The 20,055-nt window shown below is 40.4% G+C and carries 20 protein-coding genes; 6 read left to right on the top strand and 14 right to left on the bottom strand.

From position 1 onward, the window contains the following. Positions 1-5 precede the first annotated feature (5 nt). From phnC to JOC34_RS10945, 4 genes are all read left to right on the top strand, one after another. Positions 6-782, top strand: a complete 777-nt coding sequence (gene phnC / locus JOC34_RS10960) for a phosphonate ABC transporter ATP-binding protein (RefSeq protein ID WP_205136785.1) — start codon at positions 6-8, stop codon at positions 780-782. Positions 783-796: 14 nt separating this feature from the next. After that, positions 797-1,594: a phosphonate ABC transporter, permease protein PhnE gene (gene phnE, locus JOC34_RS10955; RefSeq protein ID WP_205136851.1), complete on the top strand. Its 798-nt coding sequence runs from the start codon at positions 797-799 to the stop codon at positions 1,592-1,594. Continuing rightward, complete coding sequence (gene phnE, locus JOC34_RS10950) at positions 1,594-2,391, top strand: phosphonate ABC transporter, permease protein PhnE (protein ID WP_205136784.1); 798 nt, start codon at positions 1,594-1,596, stop codon at positions 2,389-2,391. Before phnE (JOC34_RS10955) ends, phnE (JOC34_RS10950) begins: the two co-directional genes overlap by 1 nt. 66 nt (positions 2,392-2,457) lie before the next feature. Further along, positions 2,458-4,038: a bifunctional metallophosphatase/5'-nucleotidase gene (locus tag JOC34_RS10945; RefSeq protein ID WP_275577693.1), complete on the top strand. Its 1,581-nt coding sequence runs from the start codon at positions 2,458-2,460 to the stop codon at positions 4,036-4,038. A gap of 98 nt (positions 4,039-4,136) precedes the next feature. On the opposite strand, the gene JOC34_RS10940 is transcribed toward JOC34_RS10945, so the two are convergent. From JOC34_RS10940 to JOC34_RS10915, 6 genes are all read right to left on the bottom strand, one after another. Then, positions 4,137-4,415 carry a hypothetical protein gene (locus tag JOC34_RS10940; protein ID WP_205136782.1) on the bottom strand — a complete coding sequence of 93 codons (279 nt, stop codon included), beginning with the start codon at positions 4,413-4,415 and terminating at the stop codon, positions 4,137-4,139. A gap of 154 nt (positions 4,416-4,569) precedes the next feature. Continuing rightward, positions 4,570-5,220 carry a PepSY domain-containing protein gene (locus tag JOC34_RS10935; RefSeq protein WP_205136781.1) on the bottom strand — a complete coding sequence of 217 codons (651 nt, stop codon included), beginning with the start codon at positions 5,218-5,220 and terminating at the stop codon, positions 4,570-4,572. 91 nt (positions 5,221-5,311) lie between these two features. Next, complete coding sequence (locus JOC34_RS10930; RefSeq protein ID WP_205136780.1) at positions 5,312-6,661, bottom strand: sensor histidine kinase; 1,350 nt, start codon at positions 6,659-6,661, stop codon at positions 5,312-5,314. Further along, positions 6,658-7,350 carry a response regulator transcription factor gene (locus tag JOC34_RS10925; protein WP_205136779.1) on the bottom strand — a complete coding sequence of 231 codons (693 nt, stop codon included), beginning with the start codon at positions 7,348-7,350 and terminating at the stop codon, positions 6,658-6,660. The genes JOC34_RS10930 and JOC34_RS10925 overlap by 4 nt, the downstream gene beginning before the upstream one ends. A gap of 17 nt (positions 7,351-7,367) precedes the next feature. After that, positions 7,368-7,940 carry a GNAT family N-acetyltransferase gene (locus JOC34_RS10920; RefSeq protein ID WP_205136778.1) on the bottom strand — a complete coding sequence of 191 codons (573 nt, stop codon included), beginning with the start codon at positions 7,938-7,940 and terminating at the stop codon, positions 7,368-7,370. Positions 7,941-8,187: 247 nt separating this feature from the next. Next, the gene (locus JOC34_RS10915) at positions 8,188-10,800 is read right to left on the bottom strand and encodes a transglycosylase domain-containing protein (protein WP_205136777.1); all 2,613 of its coding nucleotides are present in this window, start codon (positions 10,798-10,800) and stop codon (positions 8,188-8,190) included. A gap of 474 nt (positions 10,801-11,274) precedes the next feature. On the opposite strand from JOC34_RS10915, the gene JOC34_RS10910 reads away from it, so the two are divergent. Further along, the gene (locus tag JOC34_RS10910; protein ID WP_205136776.1) at positions 11,275-11,904 is read left to right on the top strand and encodes a VOC family protein; all 630 of its coding nucleotides are present in this window, start codon (positions 11,275-11,277) and stop codon (positions 11,902-11,904) included. A gap of 153 nt (positions 11,905-12,057) precedes the next feature. Here the strand turns inward: JOC34_RS10910 and JOC34_RS10905 are convergent, their stop codons facing one another. The 3 genes from JOC34_RS10905 to JOC34_RS10895 form a co-directional block, all read right to left on the bottom strand. Next, complete coding sequence (locus JOC34_RS10905; RefSeq protein ID WP_205136775.1) at positions 12,058-12,378, bottom strand: thioredoxin family protein; 321 nt, start codon at positions 12,376-12,378, stop codon at positions 12,058-12,060. Between the two features lie 71 nt (positions 12,379-12,449). Beyond that, the gene (locus JOC34_RS10900; protein WP_205136774.1) at positions 12,450-13,265 is read right to left on the bottom strand and encodes a DUF368 domain-containing protein; all 816 of its coding nucleotides are present in this window, start codon (positions 13,263-13,265) and stop codon (positions 12,450-12,452) included. A gap of 306 nt (positions 13,266-13,571) precedes the next feature. Then, positions 13,572-13,751 (bottom strand): hypothetical protein, encoded by a 180-nt coding sequence (locus JOC34_RS10895; RefSeq protein WP_205136773.1) that lies wholly within the window; start codon positions 13,749-13,751, stop codon positions 13,572-13,574. A gap of 357 nt (positions 13,752-14,108) precedes the next feature. Here JOC34_RS10895 and JOC34_RS10890 point away from each other — a divergent pair, with 357 nt between their 5' ends. Then, complete coding sequence (locus JOC34_RS10890) at positions 14,109-14,372, top strand: hypothetical protein (protein ID WP_239544259.1); 264 nt, start codon at positions 14,109-14,111, stop codon at positions 14,370-14,372. A gap of 272 nt (positions 14,373-14,644) precedes the next feature. Here JOC34_RS10890 and JOC34_RS10885 read toward each other — a convergent pair whose 3' ends face one another. The 5 genes from JOC34_RS10885 to JOC34_RS10865 form a co-directional block, all read right to left on the bottom strand. Beyond that, complete coding sequence (locus tag JOC34_RS10885) at positions 14,645-14,980, bottom strand: DUF1811 family protein (protein ID WP_205136772.1); 336 nt, start codon at positions 14,978-14,980, stop codon at positions 14,645-14,647. Continuing rightward, positions 14,964-16,163, bottom strand: coding sequence for a CapA family protein (locus tag JOC34_RS10880; RefSeq protein WP_205136771.1), 1,200 nt, complete (start codon positions 16,161-16,163; stop codon positions 14,964-14,966). The genes JOC34_RS10885 and JOC34_RS10880 overlap by 17 nt, the downstream gene beginning before the upstream one ends. Before the next feature lie 21 nt (positions 16,164-16,184). Next, the gene (locus JOC34_RS10875) at positions 16,185-17,480 is read right to left on the bottom strand and encodes a DUF2254 domain-containing protein (protein ID WP_205136770.1); all 1,296 of its coding nucleotides are present in this window, start codon (positions 17,478-17,480) and stop codon (positions 16,185-16,187) included. 179 nt (positions 17,481-17,659) lie between these two features. After that, entirely contained in the window at positions 17,660-18,808 is a 1,149-nt protein-coding gene (locus tag JOC34_RS10870; protein WP_205136769.1) for an acyl-CoA dehydrogenase family protein, read from the bottom strand. A 23-nt stretch (positions 18,809-18,831) separates the two neighbouring features. Then, positions 18,832-19,986, bottom strand: a complete 1,155-nt coding sequence (locus JOC34_RS10865) for a thiolase family protein (protein ID WP_205136768.1) — start codon at positions 19,984-19,986, stop codon at positions 18,832-18,834. Between the last annotated feature and the right edge of the window lie 69 nt (positions 19,987-20,055).

The raw sequence follows: 20,055 nt of genomic DNA, 5'->3' as shown, positions 1-20,055 counted from the left end.
TACATATGATTGAATTTAAAAATGTCGGTCTAAAATATCCAAATGGAACAGAAGGTTTAAAAAATGTAAACGTTACGATAGGTGACGGTGAATTTGTCGTCATTGTCGGTTTGTCTGGTGCAGGAAAATCAACATTTATTCGCAGCATCAACAGACTCGTTAAACCAACTTCCGGCTCACTCCTTGTAGATGGAGAAGATATTCTAACGTACAATGGTTCCCATTTACGTAAATTACGAACTAAAATCGGTATGATCTTTCAAAATTACAATCTTGTTCATCGATCCAATGTGTTGAAAAATGTACTTGCCGGCAGACTTGGGCATACAGGGACACTACGCTCCATTTTAAATTTGTATTCCAAAGAGGATCTTGGACTTGCTTATGAAAGCCTACAGCGTGTCAATATTGCAGAGAAGACCTACAACCGGGCCGATGAACTAAGTGGAGGGCAACAGCAACGTGTTAGTATCGCACGCGTGTTAACACAAAAGCCTGCTTATATTCTTGCAGATGAACCAGTAGCATCGCTTGATCCACCTACCTCGCACCAGGTGATGACTTACCTAAGGAAGATTAACCAAGAGGACCATATAACAACGATTGTCAATTTGCACTTTATCGATATGGCAATGGAATATGCGGATCGTATTATCGGGATGCGTGCAGGTGAAATTGTATTTGATGGACCTGCATCCGAAGTTACAGAGGAGACATTTGAAGAAATATACGGTCGAAGCATACGCGAGGATGACAAGCTGAAGGAGGGAGACCAATCGTGACCAAGCAACCAGATATGACACGTGCTGAGAACATCACTTCCCTCTACCCTAGGAAAACAAAAATACAGGTCACAATCATTTTGTGTGCTGTTTTAGGGTTTTATCTTTTCAGTATGTTCTGGACGCAGAATCAAATGGTAGGCGGGTTTGGCAATGCGCTTGGTAACATGAAAGTCGTCATTGAGAAGTTCTTTCCGCCAAACATGAAGGTACTACCTAATATTTGGGGACCAATGTCACAAACGATTCACATGGCAATTGTTGCTACAACCATTGCTACAATACTGACAATCCCCTTGGCGTTGCTATCATCCCAAAACATAACGTCATCCAAATGGGTTTATCATATTACGAGAACATTTTTAAATATTTTGCGGACCATTCCCGACTTAGTACTTGCTGTGCTTTTTGTTGGTCTGTTTGGTGTCGGAATCTTCTCAGGTATTCTCGCATTAATCATATTTTCATTGGGAATTCTAGCCAAACTTATTAGTGAAACGATCGAAGCTGTTGATATGGATCCATTAGAGGCAATGCGAGCATCCGGCGGTAATACGTTACAAGTTATCTTTTTTGGATTGGTTCCGCAGATTTTGCCACAGTTTACATCGTTCGTGCTTTATGTATTTGAAATCAATATCAGGGCATCCGTCGTACTTGGTCTGGTAGGTGCGGGTGGTATCGGTTTGATTTTGGATCGTGAATTGCAATTCTATAATTATCCAAACGCAATGGCGATCATTATTATGATCTTCCTTGTTGTTATTGTTGTCGAATTTATTAGTAATAAAATAAGGGAGGCGCTTATCTGATGACTTCCTATAATTTACCTCCCAAAAAAGATGTATCGTTATGGAAACGAGCAAAGTTTATTTTAATTACACTTATTGTAATTGCGATCTATGTTTGGACTTTTCTAGGGATAGATATTAACTGGGGACGTGCAGTAGAACGAGTTGTGCAAAACTTCGGCATCGTCATTCCTAAGCTGTTCAGTCCAGATTGGTCTGTAACAGGAGAAGTTGCCATGAAAATATTGGAGACGATATTTATTGCTTTTGCTGGAACCTTGATGGCATCCATTCTCGCTATTCCATTAGGATTTTTAGCTGCTAAAAACATGACCAATCGAGGGATAGCTCAAGTAATGAAGTGGATCTTATCTGCCAACCGTTCATTTCCGGAACTGATTTTGGCGATCCTATTTGTCGTTGCAGTTGGACCAAACGCATTTGCTGGGGTACTTGCGATTGCCATTCATTCAACAGGCATGCTTGGTAAGCTGTATTCTGAGGTCGTCGAGTCTATTGATATGCAAGTGGTAGAAGCGATGGAAGCAAATGGAGCCAATAAAATACAAGTGCTCTTTTATGGTGTGATCCCACAGGTCATTCCAGAATTCCTATCGTATGCCATTTACCGCTTCGAAATCGATATCCGGGCATCATCCGTGCTCGGTATTGTTGGTGCCGGCGGAATTGGTACAATGATTATCTTTGCATCGATCAACAGGAATTGGAATGAAATGGGATTGATTTTATTGGCCATTATTATCGTCGTAACAATCATCGATAATGTTTCTTCTAGAATTCGCAGAAAAATTGTATGATCTAAAACCATGGCATTCACCTAAAAGCTTGGTGTGTGCCAGGTTTTCTAAGAAAGGATGTACGGATTGCAAACAAACAAAACAAAACTAACACTTTTATATACGAGCGATATACATGGAAACGCCATGCCTATTTTATATGGTACAAACGAAGCAGCAGATATCGGGCTTGCTAAATATGCGACGGTTGTAGCGCAGGCACGTCAGCAAAAAGATCATTTACTTGTACTGGATAATGGTGATCTCATTCAAGGGACACCTTTGATGACGCATTATGTGAAGGAATATACGGATCAAATAAATCCTATGGTAGGGATTATGAACCAAATTGGCATCGATGCAGGTGTGATTGGCAATCATGAATTTAACTTTGGTTCACAGGTTTTAGCTGACGCCATTGCATCCTCCAATTACCCATGGATCTCGGCAAATATTTTAGACGAAGCAACCGGGAAACCTGAGTTTGGTCCACCATACATAATAAAGGAATTATCTAATGGTGTTAGGGTTGCGATTGTTGGTGTGACTACACACTATATTCCAAATTGGGAATCGCCAAACCACATACAAGGGATTCAATTTGCGGACGCATTTACGACGTTACAGGAATGGGTGCCATATATCCGTGAAACCGAACAGCCCGATATATTGATTGCTTCCTATCATGGCGGCTTTGAATGTGATCTAGAAACAGGTGAACCAACGGAGTCGTTAACAGGAGAAAATCAGGGCTATCAAATGTGCGAGGAAATACCTGGTATCGATATTCTGCTAACTGGACACCAACACCGGAAATTAACCGGCATGATCAATGATGTACTCGTTATTCAGCCTAGTAATAACGGTCAAATGTATGGCGAAATTCAGATCGATCTGGAAAATCAAAAAGATGGCTGGACGATCATCAATAAACAAGCAGCACTGCACACGTTGGAAAATGTCGCATCAGATACAGGCATTATCCACTACATGGAGGAACTAGAGGCCTCCACACAAAAATGGTTGGATCAGCCAATCGGTTATATTGACGGTGACATGTCCATTGACGATCCACTGCGGGCGAGAATTACCAAGCACCCATTTATCCAGTTTATCCAGCAGGTGCAAATGGACGCCAGTGGCGCAGACATTTCGGTAACAGCGCTATTAAACAACAATACAACTGGTTTTAGCAACACCGTTACCATGAGAGAAGTTGTTTCCAATTACATGTATCCCAACACGCTTGTCGTGTTGGAATTGACTGGGGCAGATATTAAAGCAGCACTGGAAAAAAGCGCCAAATATTTCACACTCGATGAGGACGGGAAAATCATTGTTAATCCAACTTACCTCACGCCAAAACCACAGCATTACAATTACGACATATGGGAAGGAATTGATTATACGATCAATATAGCCAATCCACCTGGTTCTCGAATTGAGTATGTGTCCCATCACGGAAAGCCATTGGAGAATGATGGCACCTATCATGTTGTAATGAATAATTATCGGGCATCAGGTGGTGGGAATTACGATATGTTTAAAGGCAAACCGATTATGAAAGACATCCAGCAGGATACAGTGGAATTAATCGCGGCCTATTTTGAACAGCATCCAACGGTGAAAGCGGATGTTGGAGAGAATTTTGTGGTGAAGGCAGAATAAGGGGAGGAGCGCATGGATGCGCGAGTGGAGCGCATGGATGCGCGAGTGGAGCGCCCGGACGCGCGAGCGAGTTGGAACCTCGGTTGCGCGACCGGTGATTAGCTATTTTCATCCTTTAACGCATCCACATATTGTTTTCCTTCTAAAAGCGAAAGACCCAGTGCTTCTCTCGCTTTCTTAACTGCTTTGATATCTTTACCTTCTTTGATGAGTTGACGCAAATCATCGTTTATTGGATCTTCCGGCAGATCCATCTGTTTACGCATTTGTTCTAAACTGTTTTTCATTCCATTCATACGATCTTGCATTTTAGAAACTGTAAGCAGTAAATATATGATCCCTACTAATAATACGACTTCTATAAAAGAAACAGACATGGCGCATCCCCCTTTGTTAACTATTTTTGATATAACAGATCCTAATTTGATATTAACACTATTCAGTCGAATCATTAAGCCCTTCTGCATATTTATGGAAAAGAAAAAAGGTCCACATTCATAAACGAATGTAGACCCTTATCATTTCATCCTATCAATCATCTCTCTCAATCGATACGACTAACACTTCACCAGTATATGCGTCAATTTCCACTTCAGCCTCGTCCTCGCCTTTTTCTATTTCAACCTCATAAATAAGACGCCCATCTTCTTCCTCTAGTTCCACTTCATCGACTTCCCCTGAGAATTGCTCCAATGCAATTTCGATTGCTTTATCCACGCTAATGACGGCATTCTTTTTTTCTGCTGATTTCGATTTGCCATTACTGTCTTGCTTTTCGGACTGTTTTTTTTCCTTTTTCTTATCTGGCTCTGATTGCTTTTGATTGTCTTGTTTCTTTTTATTTGCTTGTTGCTCTTTTTCTTTCTCTTTTTTTTCAGCCATTTTTACTTGTTCTGGATCTGATGTTTCCTTCAGTTCAATTACTTCTCCCGTATCACTTTTCAACGTTAAGGCATATTTTCTTACATCGTTTTCAATGTCTACTTTATATACTGATTTGTTTGCTTGCTTTTCCAAATTAATGTTTTTAATTTCTCCAGGATATTGACCGGTTACCATTTCCTCGATCTCTTCTTCTGATAAGCCGGAGTCCACTTGTGATGCATTGGAATGATATATCCCCACCCCTAGAATAGCTGCCGCCGCGATTGTACCAACTGCCATGACTATTTTTTTCTTCATTTTGACTCCTCCTCGCTTACTGATACATTTATTCTATCGTTCATGAATGAAAGTACCCTGTGAGTAAGATTAGAAATTGCTGAGAAAGAGATTAGTTTCCCATTGCTAGTGGCAACTTCAGGGTAAACGTTGTTCCTTCTTCCAATTTGCTTGTGACGGATAAATCTCCCTGATGGAGTTCCGCAATCGATTTTGCAATCGAGAGACCCAGTCCAGTTCCACCTGTCTCCCTCGTTCTTGCCTTATCAATTCTATAAAAGCGATCAAATATATGAGCCAAGTCATCCTCAGGGATTCCTTTTCCATAATCCGTCACTTTTATAATTGCCTGTTGATCATGTTCAAAGACCATTAATTTTACTGCATCTTGGCTATATTTCAATGCATTATCAATCAGTATATAAATAATTTGCTGCAGTTGATCCTGGTTGCCTTTCACATGTATTCCATTCACCATTTGATGAAATTGAATGTCCCGTTTATAAGCACCAGCAAAAGTCGCAATCGTTTCCTCACAAAGTGCTGCAAGATCGACTTTCTCCATCAATGATTCATTTTTATTCTTTGCTAGCAATAGCATCTGCTCAACTAGCTTTTGCATACGATCTGCTTCTGATTCAATTGCTTGAACAGATTCATTCAATACTTCTGGGTTTTCCCTTGCCCGGCGATCAAGCAACTGTGCATAACTTTTGATAATTGAAATGGGTGTTTTTAATTCATGGGATGCATTAGAAACAAAAATCTCCTGTTTTTCAAAGTTTGCTTTTAAATAGTCAATCATTTCATTAAATGTGCTTTCCATTTCATATAGTTCATCACGGGAACGGTTTTGCACATCAATTTTTTTCCAATCTTTATTTCTGATATTTTCTTTCATTGTTTGGATCAATTTCTGGATGGGACTGAGTAAAAATCGACTTAATAGGCCTCCTGCAATAATCGTTGGTAATAGCATAATCACAGAGACTGCAACCAATACATAAAATAATGTTCTCATGTCTTCCTGCAATCCTAACAAATGGTTAGACACTTGCAGCGTGACAATCTCACCATCTTTCCAAATCATCGGCCTTGCAATGACAGCAACCTTTATACCATCACCATCTGTAATGATCTGCTGTGATTCGTTTACGGTAAATGTTATTGGCAGGTCGGTGTATTCTTTTTGTTTATATTGTGTGACAGAAACCTTACCATCCTCATGTATCACACGGATCATCCCATGCACTGGCAAAAAGGCATCTAAAAGTTCTCTCGCGACGATATCTGGATTTGCGTTCAACGTTCTTACAATCATATCCGTCTGCTCTGATAATTGTTCAAGATCCCGATCGGATGATATTTTGCTGAACCAAAAGTAAATCGATATAGTAACAAGTAAAATTAAAATAAGCATAAATAAACTGGAGAACAGTTGTATTTTTGTTCGAAGTTTCATTGAACCTGATCCTTTACTGTATAACCTACTCCTCTAACGGTTTGGATATAGGCGCGGTCATGTCCTTTATCAATCTTCTGTCTTAAATAACGAATATAAACATCGACGACATTCGTATCTCCAAAATAATCAAAACCCCACACCTGTTCAATTAGTTGCTCTCTCGTAAGAACAATGTTTTTATTTTTCAACAAACATACGAGCAGATCAAACTCACGAGGGGTGAGCTCAATGCTTTGCTCCGCACGTTTTACTTCATGTCCACTCAAGTCAACCTGTAAATCCCCGACACTCAGTCGTTCCCCATTTGCCTGCTGTATGGACGGTTTTCGTAAATGAACCCTAATACGTGCGAGCAGTTCTTCAATTTGAAACGGTTTTGTTATATAGTCATTTGCACCTAAATCAAGTCCGCTTACTTTATCATGAATCTCATCACGTGCCGTTAACAAGATAATTGGTGTACTTTCATCTGTTCTTCTGATCCGGCGCAGCACTTCCATCCCGCTTAATTCAGGAATCATAATATCTAACAGCACCAGATCCCAATCTTTTTCTTCCATTAATCGTAGTGCATCTTTTCCATTATCCGCAATTTCCGTTGTGTAATTTTCATATTTTAACTCTAATTGTAAAACCCTGCTTAATTTATGTTCATCTTCAACAATTAAGATTGCTGGCTGCTCCATTTTCTCCACCTGCTTTATCATATCACTGCTTTTACTATAGCATAAATACATGTATCTCTTAATTCATTGCTGTCTATTGCAATGGAATCATGATAATGAATACCCTCTAAAGTGAATCCTAATCTTTCAGGGATGACTCTGCTTTTGTGGTTCTTTGCATCACAACGAATTTCCACGCGATTTGCTTTTAATTTCTGAAAGGCAAAATTTGTTACTCCCTTAACTGCTTCTGTCATATATCCTTTCCCGCTCTCCCTACTATCAATCCAATAGCCAATTTCAAACTTCGGCACTTGCCAGTCGATGCGATGCAGGCCAGTGGATCCGATAAATTGCCCGGTTTCACGATGGAAAATATGTAAACGTAAATCTGTTCTTTTTAAAAACTCGCTATGGGCTTTTCTGACGTTTATTTCTGTCTCTTCGAATGTCTGTTCACCTTGCGCGAATGGCAGCCATTTTTTCAAATCCAATCTGCTCGCTTGAATTGCCTGATAAAGCGCCCGGCCATCACCAGGCAATGGCAACCGAATCAACAGGCGTTCTGTATAAAATTCATGAGGAAAATCCTGTAATATGGGATGTTGCATCAGACATGTCTCCTTCGATGTAAATTTCTTTCTATTATACGATTTTCTACGTAAAATTGCGATAGGCGGACATGTAGGATTTGAATTGGAATAACCGGAGTATTTTGGTGATGGACGATCAACTTCGAAGTCACTATGCAAAATCAAGGTTAAGATCGCAAAAGCGCAGTCCCCAACCAAATGCTTTACATTTTGAAAGGGACTGCGCATATTCTTGTTATTCAATCAAACAATAAAGAGTTGTATATCAACCATAAAGGTAGTGATCAATTATTGTCTTTTTCCTGGGAATTATTGTTGCACTATCCCTACCGCTGTCATTATCGTTTTTCTTATCTTTACTGTTATGTTCGTTGTCGTTACTGTGATCGTCCTTTTTATCCTTTTGTTCATCTGAATCTTGATTAGATTTTTCTTTATCCTGTTCATCTTTTTGTTTTTCGTTTTCCGTGTCTTTTCCTCTATCAGATTGCTCCTCGTCTTGTTTATCTTCTTGCTTTTCTTCTTCCTCTTGATCAGATTGTTCTTCGTCTTGTTTATCTTCTTGTTTATCTTCTTGTTTTTCATTCTCCTCTTGATCAGATTGTTCTTCGTCTTGTTTATCTTCTTGTTTTTTGTCTTCTTCTTGATCAGTTTGTTCCTCGTCTTGTTTATCTTCTTGTTTTTCATCTTCCTCTTGATCAGATTGTTCTTCGTCTTGTTTATCTTCTTGTTTTTTGTCTTCTTCTTGATCAGTTTGTTCCTCGTCTTGTTTTTCATCTTCCTTATTTTCCTCATGTTCGGGTTGTTCTACGTCCTGCTTTTCTTCGTTTTCCTTGTCTTTCCCTTGATCAGACTTTTCCTCGTTCGGTTTATCTTGCTGTGCACCCTTTACATACAGTTCTGAACCGGCAGTGATTACACTATCCGGCTTCTCGAAATCGTCCATATCCGGATCTGAAATCTCGGACATGAGTTGTTGGAAAAGCTGTATTGCGATGTCCTGGGTGCCATCATATCGGATGTATTGTATATCGCCGTCTTTATTTTTTAAGGATGGGTATCCGGTCCAAACAGCAAGGGAATATTGCGGCGTATAGCCGGCAAACCACGCATCACGCAAACCATCCCCGATACCATATTGGTCCTGATCCTCTTGCGGAATATTGGTTGATCCGGTTTTTCCTGCCACAGGTATTCCGTCGATGTTTGCTTGTGTCCCGGTTCCACTTGCAATGACCGTCTTGAGCATATCTGTGATCATATAGGCAGTATAGTCATGCATGGCTTCATGTGACTTTAATTTCGGTTCCCATTTACTCCCATCCGGGAAAGTTATTTTTTTAACCGTGAATGGTTCGTTATAAGTGCCACCATTACCGAATGCAGCATAGGCCTCCGCCATTTGCAAAGGTGAAACACCATCAAAGCCACCAATCGCCGCCGACTCATAGATCGGATCGATATCGATACCCAGCCCAGAAGCAAACTTTTGCGCTTTATCTTTTCCGACAGCCTGGAAGGCCTTCAGGGCAGGAATATTTCGCGACCATTCCAAAGCCCGTCTGATGGAAATATCACCCCAGTACTTCCCGTCCCATTCATTGATCGGCGTTCCGTCACTGTACTGGTAATGCTCATCACTTATTGTATGGGAAGTGGACCAATTCAAATATTCGATCGCCGGGCCGTAGTCCAGTATTGGCTTGATGGTTGAACCAGGGTGATGTTGGATATCGGATCCATAATTATAATCCTGGATTGATTTAAAATTGCGCCCACCTCCAACAGCTTTGACAGCGCCCGTTTTCGTATCAACAAGCGAGATCCCTGTTTCAAAGTTTTCATCTGGATAGGGAATATCCTTCGATTGAAGCAAGTCGTATACAGTTTGTTGGGCTTTCGAATCGAGGGTCGTATAGATCTTCAACCCACCTTGGAAAAAATCTTTTTCAGAAACGACTTTTTCTTGGTTGACCAGTTGTTCATATACCGTATCAACAAAAGCGTTATAGGGGTCGTTGTTCTCCTGCTTTTTTTCCTCTTCCCTAAGGATTTCCGAGATCGGTTGGTCCTTGGCTTGATCAGCCTGCTGTTTGGAAATGACATTATTACTCACCATTGCCGATAGTACCAGGTCGCGGCGTTCTTTTGCCCGTTTAGGATGCTTAAAAGGATCATTAGCGCTTGGTGCATTGGGCAGGCCAGCAAGTAAGGCCGCCTGTGACACATTTAATTCAGAAAGACTTTCATCGTCGAAATATGTCTCTAAAGCTGTCTGTATACCATACGCTCCATGTCCAAAATAGACATTATTTAAATACATCTCGAGAATTTGATCTTTTGAGTATTTCCTTTCCAATTGCAAAGAAAGCCACGCTTCTTGTACTTTTCGTGTCAATGTCTTTTCTGGGGTTAACACGCTTCGCTTGATAACTTGCTGTGTAATGGTCGAACCACCTTCTGTACCCCAACCGTTTTTGATATTGCTAAGTGCCGCCCCGAACAAACGACGGATATCAATACCATGATGATGACGGAACCTTTTATCTTCTATAGAAATGACAGCGTCTTTAACCGATTTCGGAACTTCGTCGATATGGACTTTTATCCGATTTTCTTCGTGAAACAATGTGCTGACAAGTTTATCATCCTGGTCATATATCCTTGTGGACTGTGGTGTTTGGAGGTCACTTGCTTTCAATGTTGGCGCATCATGGATCATGACAGCGACTATGATACCGCATGTGATTACCACAAGTATAAAAGCCGCACACAGACTGAGTAGTATCTTCTTCCACATATGTCTTTTTCTTCCATGTGATTTCGCTTTTTTCTGTCGATGCCGTCGTTCTTTTCTTGAATTGTATTCGTTGGACATATGCAGCACTCCTACCTCATCTAGTAATCTATTAGGACATCTATTTCACCCGTTAAATTATTATCCCTTTTTAAACTGTAAAGCCCTTTAAATTGGTTGTTTATAGCGTATAAGGAACATTTGTTCTCATTTTGATGTCACTTCCACTCATTCTATTTACTTCCCGTTTTACACAACTTTAAAAAGTTATCGTGTCCCAAACTTTTACACGCAGGTATACTTAAGAGATTTCAAAATAGATTTAACGATGTATTCTATGCTATTATCACGTTAAAAATTACTATAAGTTGGTAATGTCATTTAATCATTAACTGGCGGCAATCGAATCAAGAGACGTTCAGTATAAATTCATGTGGAAAATCTTTGAGTATTGGATGCTACATCACTATATTTCACCTTTGATGTAAATTTCTTTCTATCATTCAGGTTTTTATGTAAAATTGCAGCAAACGAACATGTTGGGAGGAAAATCTTATGCTTGCTATTGATCATATCGTTATTGTTGCTAAAGATCCAGCACAAGCAGCCGCTGACTTTGAACAAAAATATGGTGTAATGACACTTGAAGGTGGACGACATACCAAGTGGGGGACCTATAATTATCTAGCTTATTTTAGTAATGATTGTTATATCGAGTGGCTCGGCATTTTCGATAGGTCACTGGCGGTTCAGTCTGACAACCCATTGGTTCAGCAAACCGTTCGCGCATTGGAGGCTGATTTTGAAGGGACAATTCAGTTTGCTTTACGAACGGAGAACATGGATCAGTATTTACACCATTTTGCAACTGCTGATGTTGCTTATACCGGGCCAATCCAAGGCAGTAGGCAAAAGCCGGATGGTGCTACATTAGAATGGCGTATGCTTTTTCCGAATTTGAATGCTACCATAGGCCCTTTTATGATTGAATGGGGCAAGGTGAGAAATAGCCCGCCTAGTGAGCATTTTCTAAACAAAAAGCAGGTGAAATCTGTTACTTGTGGACTTGCAGCAGATATAATTGCACAGGTTTATCAGCTGCATATTGCCGATCATGCCGTTCAACTTGATAATGCCATGTTGATTTTGGAAGACGGAGAACATATAAGATTTGAATTGGAATAGTCACGTTTGATGAATGGAGGGTGAAGGATCAACTTTCTGCGGATGACGCCAACTCCCCATGCTTGGCGATCACTTTCGGAGTTGATCATTCAACGCCGAAGTTCTTACTCAAAAATAAAAAAGATCATTCCTTATCGAATGATCTTTTTGACGTTATCCCAGTTGCTGGTGTAAGAATTCTGTTACGGATTCGGGTGATTTTGTGTAAGCACTATGCTGGTGTGCTTGCTTTTCCCCATTTTGGAAGATTAAAATACTTGGAATGCCCATGACTTCATACTTTTCAGCAATCCCTTTTATTTCATCACTATTTACCTCATACCATTTATAGTTATTGAATTCCTCCAGAACCTCACCAATAAACATATCCATTCGTTTACAGTCCGGGCACCAATCAGCGAAAAACTTAACAATGACAGGTTCTTCACTTTGTATAATTTCATTAAATGCTTGTTCTGTTTTTATTTGTTCCATGTCTTTAGCACTCCTTTTATTTCTATGCCCTTATTGTAACTACTTTCCCCATGTTTGTCCTGTAGTTTGCTTTAGTCCTTGTATTCAACTTTCCCAAGAATATATGCGACGAGCAATCCCACCGCAAACGTGACAATACTTAACAACCCATTCGATATGCTAACCGGCCAGCCGGGAAAGACAACAAAGATTGATCCAATAACTGACCCGACAATCAACGCAAAGGTAGCCGTTCGATAACGCACTAAAAAGAAATGAATAATCTTACTCATCGCTAAAATACCAAACACGATTCCCAGACCCGTCACTGCAATAATATCTAGTTGTAAATTACTAATCGCACTAATAACTGTGGTATACACACCTATAATTAACAACACTAGTGACCCACTAATGCCAGGTAAAATCATTGCTGCACTACCAGCCATTCCGGAAAAGAACAATAAAACATAGGTTGACATTGATCTATCGGTTATTACTGCCCCTTCATTAGGATGTAAAAAAGTCATCATACCAATGAGGACAACACCTATCAGCAATAATACGATATGCTTTATTTTAAATGTATTCTTCGCATCTGCCTGCTGAAATAAATAAGGCAAAACACCAATGATTAATCCTAAGAAAAAAAACTTCGTCGCACCTGGATGATGTTCAAATAACCATTCAATCACTTTACTAAAAAGCAGTATTGCTGTGCCCATACCAATCCCCAATGGAATTAGAAATCCTAAGTGTTTTTTCCATTCCTTACTGAAAATACCATTAATCGCAGTAATCAGGCGATCATATATCCCAAGTAGAACAGCGATTGTTCCCCCACTAACCCCAGGGATGACATCACTCGCTCCCATGATTAAACCACGATAAATATTTTTCCATTCCATTTTTTGTATGTTCCCCTTTTATGTACAAATATATGTTTGTCTTTTAAAGCACAAGGTAATCATACCAAAAAAAACTTGATATTTATATAAAAAGCGTTTTATACTGCAATTAGGTTATTTTGTATAAAATACAGCCGTGATCATTGAAGGGCTAAGACAACATAATGAATGAATTGTTTGTAATAAGCCTCATTCTCATGTATACTTTAATCATAATAAGACATATAATAAAAGAGACAAGGATGCAGCAACATCCTCGTCTCAATTGATAACATTTTTACGCCACAAGATGTGGCTGAACAAAAACTATTCGTGGTGACTTTTCTTAGCTGCCTGCTTTCGTACAAAAGCAAGGTAGCTTTTTTCTTTCCGTTTTTTCCATTGCAAGAAAATCGGAAAGACTAGGATCGTTATATCTAGAGTCCAGTTAGACATAAGATACACAATCGCCAGACAGATTATAAGACGAAACGTTTTATAATCCATATGCATCACCTCCTATCTGCCTGATAAAAAGGCGGCGAAAGGGGGCTCAACCACTACCTTGCTTAATAAAAAAGTTACCTTTTCTATTATGGCACTTTATGGCTGTGATTTACGAGTCATATATTTATAATTATGTGAAAGCTTTAGGGTGTTGCTAATGATTTATAATTGAATATCCTAACTAACCACTAGATAAGTCCGAATGCTTTTTTTCGGATACCTTCAATACTTAAAATTCCTCACTGACTATAAACGCCCAAACACAATAAATATACAAAATATATGTATAACTTGTCAAATCCGTGACAATCTATTACATAGAGCGTTCAGCTCAAAAAATATTTGGAGGTTATTATTATGGCGCAAGAAAATGCGCAACAACAAATCCAACAAGCTGTGCAACAAGCGCAGGCTGCACAACAGGCTGTTCAACAAGCACAAGCAAGTGCAGACCCGCAACAGCTGCAGCAAGCTCAGCAGCAAGTGCAACAAGCACTGACAGAGTTGCAAAACTGTCAAACTCAAGTTGGGGCTACAGCTTCTCAGGATCCACAGTTCCAGCAGGCGCAACAACAGCTGCAACAGGCAACACAGCAAGTCCAAAATAACAACCTTCAGTAATTGGGCTAGTAAAGTGGGAGTCTCAAATGAGGCTCCCTTTTGCGTCCAATGGATTTTTTCTTACCTGCCTGCTTCCGGATAAAAGCAAATCAGCTTTCAAAATAGGATATTTCGAACAAACGTAAAAAGCCTACTTATTGTGTAGGCTAGTGTACTCCTGATCTTGAATCCATAAGTCGATGGAATCCTTTGTTTAGAAAAACGCCGTCACTGAATTATGATAACGTTACTATATTTCTATTTTTCCAGCTGTTTTGCGTACATGGCTTCCCTTAGTCATCTTTATGTCCATCCGCTAGATCTCCGAGGAGGGCGATCAATATGCCTTCTCGTCTAGTATCTATAGCCATCCGATAGCCCCATGCAACGACACCATTCACTTCATCAATTTTGAAAAAGTGACCCGGCTCTTCTTTCAATTCACGTACATCGCCAGGCTTGAAGTCAGCTGGATTCAACCTATAGGATCGGACAATTTCTATTTTCCTTTTATTTACTGCGACATGGGAACGCCGCCCTAATTGTTCGGCTTCTCGCAGTTTTTTCTGCAGGATTTCTTCCTCAGCTTGTAATTGTTCATGTGAATATATCTTATAACGATGCGTCATTTTTATCCCCCTCCAAAAATTCCAATTCGGGCATCCACTGTGACATGTGCTTCTGCATTTCTTTGTAATGCTTGTCCTTATTTTTGAGGATATCATCTGTCAGTTGGTGCATGGGGATAACCTCATAGTTATGTTCATCGTCATCATGAACATAGGTCAGCATAAACTGCGGATCTGTAACCTCTATTGTCTCTTTCTCTTCCGTAGTCGTTTGTTTGATGGTCATTTTCACTATCCCACCAATTCGTTGATGCAGTTCTTTTTGTCCAGAAAGGAAATTACCTAAAGAGTAGATTACGAACGTTTCATTGCCAGCCTTTCCTTCCACCCATTCCATCGGTTGCAACACATGCGGGTGATGGCCTAACACAATTTCCACGCCCTGATCTGCTGCAAATTGAACGAGATCTTTTTGTTTCTTGTTCGGCATCCGTTCGTATTCTTCACCAAAATGCAGACTCAATACAGTTACATCCGCTTTTTCCTTTGCTTCATCAATAGCTTTAGCGATAGACTTTTTATCAATATAATTTACTAAGTAATCTTTCCCTTTTGGTACATTAATACCGTTTGTTCCATATGTATACGCAAGAAAGGCTACCGAAACCCCTTCCTTTGTTTCGTAAACGCGTAACGTATCACGATCCTTTTCGTCCTGATAAGCACCGACATACATCATGTCCATTTCATCCCAGTACTTGATTGCAGCTTGAATGACGGCTTCACCGCGGTCCAAAGTGTGGTTGTTAGCGATTGACACAACATCCACGCCCACTTCTTTTAATGCATCACCAATTTCGGTCGGACTGTTGAAAGCCGGATAGCCTGATAAACCAAGTTTTTCTCCACCTATCATTGTTTCCTGATTTGCGAAAGTAATCATTGTATCATTTAAAAAGGGCTTCACATGCTCCAACATCGGCATAAAGTCATATCCATTTGCTGTTTCTGCATCGTCATAGACCCTGTCATGAATTAAAATGTCTCCAACTGCAGAAAGCGTTATTTCTTTCACTTCTTTTATTATCATTGGATTTTTTGCCTTAAGCGTTACATTTCTATTTTCGTTTGCACGGTATTTTCCTTCTTCCGTGGCGGAACAAGATATTAGAATAAAACATATGCTCAAGATAATCCATATCCATATCCTTTGCCTATTAAATATGGCTATACACCTCCACATATTCCTGTGCAAGTATAGCCCTTATTGACTAGGTTTACAAGAATCCTCCAATTTTTCATAGATGGATAGCAAATGGTTATGATCTAGGTCTGACAGTTTATCCCAGGCAATGGTATCTATGATATAAAAATGGAAATTCCAGATCTTTTGCCGAATAGCAGTATTGCTTACGAGTGCCAATTTATATAATACTTCTATCAAACTATAATAAATAGACACATCGCCTTGTGCAAAATGAACCATCTGATAAAAGCTTTTATACAGATAATCCTCATACTTTTTGGGATGATTTAAGATACGCAAATTACCACTAGCATCGGAAATATAATAAATTTCTTTATAATTGCTTCCAATCTCACTTAATGTGGTCCCGATGCGGTTGATACAATTAATCGCTGTATGTGGGTCATTAATGGCTGGTGAAATTGCTCTTAAGGCGATCTCAACAAGCTTCTGGATCATAAATTCTATATCCTCGATATCTGTTCGCTCATTTCCAATCACCAGCGTTGCCGCAATTTCTTCTTTGATATTCATGGTTTCCTTTTTATCATAGACACTCATTACGGGGAAACCTTTTGGGATAAAATCTCCCATCTGCACATGCAAATCGAGAACACAATTGTACTTCTTCGCCCATTTAACAATATGGCCCCACTCCATGTATTGCACATAACCGGATCTGGGCGCATAGATATCCTTTTTTGGCCAACGTTTCAATTTATTTATTTCATCTTCGTTCCACACTTCATATTCGCCATATTTTTCCTTTTTATAAGCGTGCGTTATTACTTTAGAGGCATCGTTGCGTAGCTTTCCAACTAAATTATTCACCTGAATCCACCTGGAAGAATAATGGATGAAGTATACAAAAAATGCCAAATTAACAACAGCAATGATAACCATCACTATTGGTCCGGTAACCAGTGGTTGTTTATCAACAAGCAACAAATTGATCAATGCGAAAATAAACCCGAAACAGTCCACTCCTAACACTTGATGTGTCATGCTACTGCGCATGAAATCCTGTAGTGTCCTTGGTGAGAATTGCGTGGAATAAGTCGTTAATACGACCATAATGGTAGAAAAACTGATCGTTGTCATCGTCAGAATTGCAGTAACCAACGAACCATATAGCCAAACAGCTACATCTTCCCCTGTGAGAAGTACTTTTGGAAGTTGGTCTCCAAAATGGCTTATGATCCATGTATCTACTAGGTTTGTCAGAAAGACAAGTATGATCGAGGCAATACTGTAAATCATGGGTACAAACCAAAAACTATCTCTCGTATCAATCCAAAACTTCGTCCGATTCATGAAATCTTCCTTTCAAGCATGCTTCCTATCCTGTACCCGTAAATGAGGAATTTATACCTTTTCCGGGGCAACTCATAGCGTCGTGGCGGGGTGTTATGATGAACCTCTGACACTTAGCCATGAACCATTAAATCCCACCAAAAAACAGCACACCTCATCTAGTGTGCTGTTTCACCTCATTACAATCCCATATTCTTTGCGATAATCGTTTTCATTACCTCGTTTGTACCTGCATAGATAGCCGCTACCGGAACATCCCGATACCTTCGGGCAATCTTGTAGGCTTCCATATATCCATATCCACCATGCAATTGCATGCATTCAGAGGCAATTTGCTTTGCAGTGTCTGTCAGCCAGTATTTGGCCATGGACACCTTTGAAACAATATCTTCCCCTGCGATATGGGATTCGATAATTGATTCTAAAAAGGCATGGCCGAGTTCAACCTGTGTCGCCATTTCTGCCAGTTTGAAATGTGTATTTTGAAAAGCTCCAATCGGCTTGCCGAAAGCCTTTCTTGATTTCACATAGTCCAAGGTCATTTCTACCATATCTTCTGAAGCCACCTGCCCAGCAATAGCCACAACTAAGCGTTCCTGCTGCAGTTTCTCCATTAAGTAGCGAAAACCTTTGCCTTCTATCCCGATCAAGTTATCGGCCGGGACTCGACAGTCATCAAAATATAGTTCAGCGGTATCCTGTGCGTGCATGCCTACTTTATCTAGTTTTCTACCGCGGGAAAACCCTGTCATCCCATCTTCAATCATTAACAAGCTTATCCCTTTATGCTTCGGCTCCGCTTGCGAATCGGTTTTGACAACTGCTAAAACGAGATCAGCTTGAATACCATTTGTGATAAATGTTTTTTGCCCATTGACGATAAAATCATTTCCATCACGAATGGCAGTCGTCTTGATACTAGCCAGATCTGAACCAGTTCCAGGTTCGGTCATGGCAACTGCTGTGATATGTTCTCCGGTTACACAGCCGGGAAGCCATTTTTCCTTTTGTTTCTTTGTTCCGTAAGTGGTGATATATGGTACGACGATATCTGAATGAAGACCGACCCCAGTAAGACTTGTGCCAACACGCTCCAGTTCCTCTAAAATAATCACCGAGTAGCTGAAATCCAGTTCTAATCCACCATACTCCTCCGCGACATGTGGGGAAAGGAAGCCCATTTCACCGAGTTTCAGCCATACCGATTTCGGGATTATACGGTCAACTTCCCATTGTTCATAAAAAGGCTCTACCTCTTTTTGTAAAAATTTCCTTAAGGATGTACGGAATAATTCATGTTCATCCGTTTCAAAACGATATTTTCCCATAATTTTCCTCCCCGTATACGCTCCTAGTGGTGCAAACGCTCAATAATCGTTGCATTCGCCATTCCCATGCCTTCACAAATAGCCAATAAGCCATATTTCCCGTTGATCCGTTCCAGCTCGTTTACTAAAGAAACAAGTAACTTCGTGCCGGTTGCGCCAAGCGGATGTCCAAGTGCAATCGCACCACCATTTACATTTAACTTATCCGGATCGGCACCAGTATCGTGCAACCAGGCAAGCGGAACCGGGGCAAATGCTTCGTTCACTTCATATCGATCCACTGCTTCAATCGTTAAACCAGCCTTTTCTAGGACCTTTTGTGTCGCAGCAATCGGTCCCGTCAGCATCAGTGTCGGGTCTGACCCGACAACAGTGCGGGCGATGATTTTTGCTTTTGGCTTTAACCCTAATGCATCCGCTTTTTCCCGGGACATTAATAACACAGCACTTGCACCGTCACTCATTTGACTCGCATTGCCCGCTGTAATCACGCCATCTGCTTTAAAGACTGTTTTTAATCCAGCTAACGATTCCATGGATGAATTTTCCCGTGGTCCTTCATCTTCCGCTACTTCAGCAGTTCTGCCGTCCTCATCAGTAACTACAACAGGAACAATTTCTTCTGTAAAATGCCCCTGCTTCATGGCGAGTAGCGCCCGTTCGTGACTCCTTAGTGAAAACGCATCCAATTGTTCCCGTGTGAAATCCCACTTGGCTGCGATTTTTTCCGCAGAAATACCCTGGTTGACGATATCATATTTAGCTGTCAATTGATTGCTCGGCTTTGTTTCTCCGACGTTAGAAAACATTGGTGCTCGTGTCATGTGTTCAACACCACCAGCTATTACAACATCCATATCGCCAGCTGCAATGGCTTGTGCACCGAAATGGACTGCCTGCTGACTGGATCCACATTGACGATCAATCGTGACACCTGGAACCTGTTCAGGAAAACCAGCAATCAGTGCTGCGGTTCTGGCAACGTTCCCTGCCTGCTCACCGGCTTGCGTCACACAACCAAGGATCACATCTTCTACTACGGTTTTATCCACTTTGGCCCTTTTCATTAAATCATCTAACACAACCCCAGCAAGTTCATCTGATCGATAATTTGCAAACATTCCTTTTCTCCTGCCAACAGCTGTACGGCACCCTTCTACAATTACAACCTCTCGCATGCTGCCACCTCATATAATTTGAATTTTTATTATTTTAAGTATACCTATTTTTATCTGTGAGGTGAAATG

Origin of the sequence: Virgibacillus halotolerans, assembly GCF_016908515.1 — a bacterium.
Classification (GTDB): Bacteria; Bacillota; Bacilli; order Bacillales; family Amphibacillaceae; genus Virgibacillus_M; species Virgibacillus_M halotolerans.
This window is presented reverse-complemented; position numbering and strand designations above follow the sequence as displayed.

Coding starts and splice junctions, on each gene's coding strand:
- JOC34_RS10935 (WP_205136781.1), bottom strand. CDS start 5,220: ATGAAGAAAAAAATAGTCATGGCAGTTGGTACAATCGCGGCGGCAGCT.
- JOC34_RS10875 (WP_205136770.1), bottom strand. CDS start 17,480: ATGAATCGGACGAAGTTTTGGATTGATACGAGAGATAGTTTTTGGTTT.
- JOC34_RS10925 (WP_205136779.1), bottom strand. CDS start 7,350: ATGGAGCAGCCAGCAATCTTAATTGTTGAAGATGAACATAAATTAAGC.
- JOC34_RS10915 (WP_205136777.1), bottom strand. CDS start 10,800: ATGTCCAACGAATACAATTCAAGAAAAGAACGACGGCATCGACAGAAA.
- phnC (WP_205136785.1), top strand. CDS start 6: ATGATTGAATTTAAAAATGTCGGTCTAAAATATCCAAATGGAACAGAA.
- JOC34_RS10940 (WP_205136782.1), bottom strand. CDS start 4,415: ATGTCTGTTTCTTTTATAGAAGTCGTATTATTAGTAGGGATCATATAT.
- JOC34_RS10905 (WP_205136775.1), bottom strand. CDS start 12,378: ATGGAACAAATAAAAACAGAACAAGCATTTAATGAAATTATACAAAGT.
- JOC34_RS10895 (WP_205136773.1), bottom strand. CDS start 13,751: ATGGATTATAAAACGTTTCGTCTTATAATCTGTCTGGCGATTGTGTAT.
- JOC34_RS10870 (WP_205136769.1), bottom strand. CDS start 18,808: ATGGGAAAATATCGTTTTGAAACGGATGAACATGAATTATTCCGTACA.
- JOC34_RS10885 (WP_205136772.1), bottom strand. CDS start 14,980: ATGACGCATCGTTATAAGATATATTCACATGAACAATTACAAGCTGAG.
- JOC34_RS10930 (WP_205136780.1), bottom strand. CDS start 6,661: ATGAAACTTCGAACAAAAATACAACTGTTCTCCAGTTTATTTATGCTT.
- JOC34_RS10890 (WP_239544259.1), top strand. CDS start 14,109: ATGGCGCAAGAAAATGCGCAACAACAAATCCAACAAGCTGTGCAACAA.
- JOC34_RS10900 (WP_205136774.1), bottom strand. CDS start 13,265: ATGGAATGGAAAAATATTTATCGTGGTTTAATCATGGGAGCGAGTGAT.
- JOC34_RS10910 (WP_205136776.1), top strand. CDS start 11,275: ATGCTTGCTATTGATCATATCGTTATTGTTGCTAAAGATCCAGCACAA.
- JOC34_RS10920 (WP_205136778.1), bottom strand. CDS start 7,940: ATGCAACATCCCATATTACAGGATTTTCCTCATGAATTTTATACAGAA.
- JOC34_RS10865 (WP_205136768.1), bottom strand. CDS start 19,986: ATGCGAGAGGTTGTAATTGTAGAAGGGTGCCGTACAGCTGTTGGCAGG.
- phnE (WP_205136851.1), top strand. CDS start 797: ATGACACGTGCTGAGAACATCACTTCCCTCTACCCTAGGAAAACAAAA.
- phnE (WP_205136784.1), top strand. CDS start 1,594: ATGACTTCCTATAATTTACCTCCCAAAAAAGATGTATCGTTATGGAAA.
- JOC34_RS10880 (WP_205136771.1), bottom strand. CDS start 16,163: ATGTGGAGGTGTATAGCCATATTTAATAGGCAAAGGATATGGATATGG.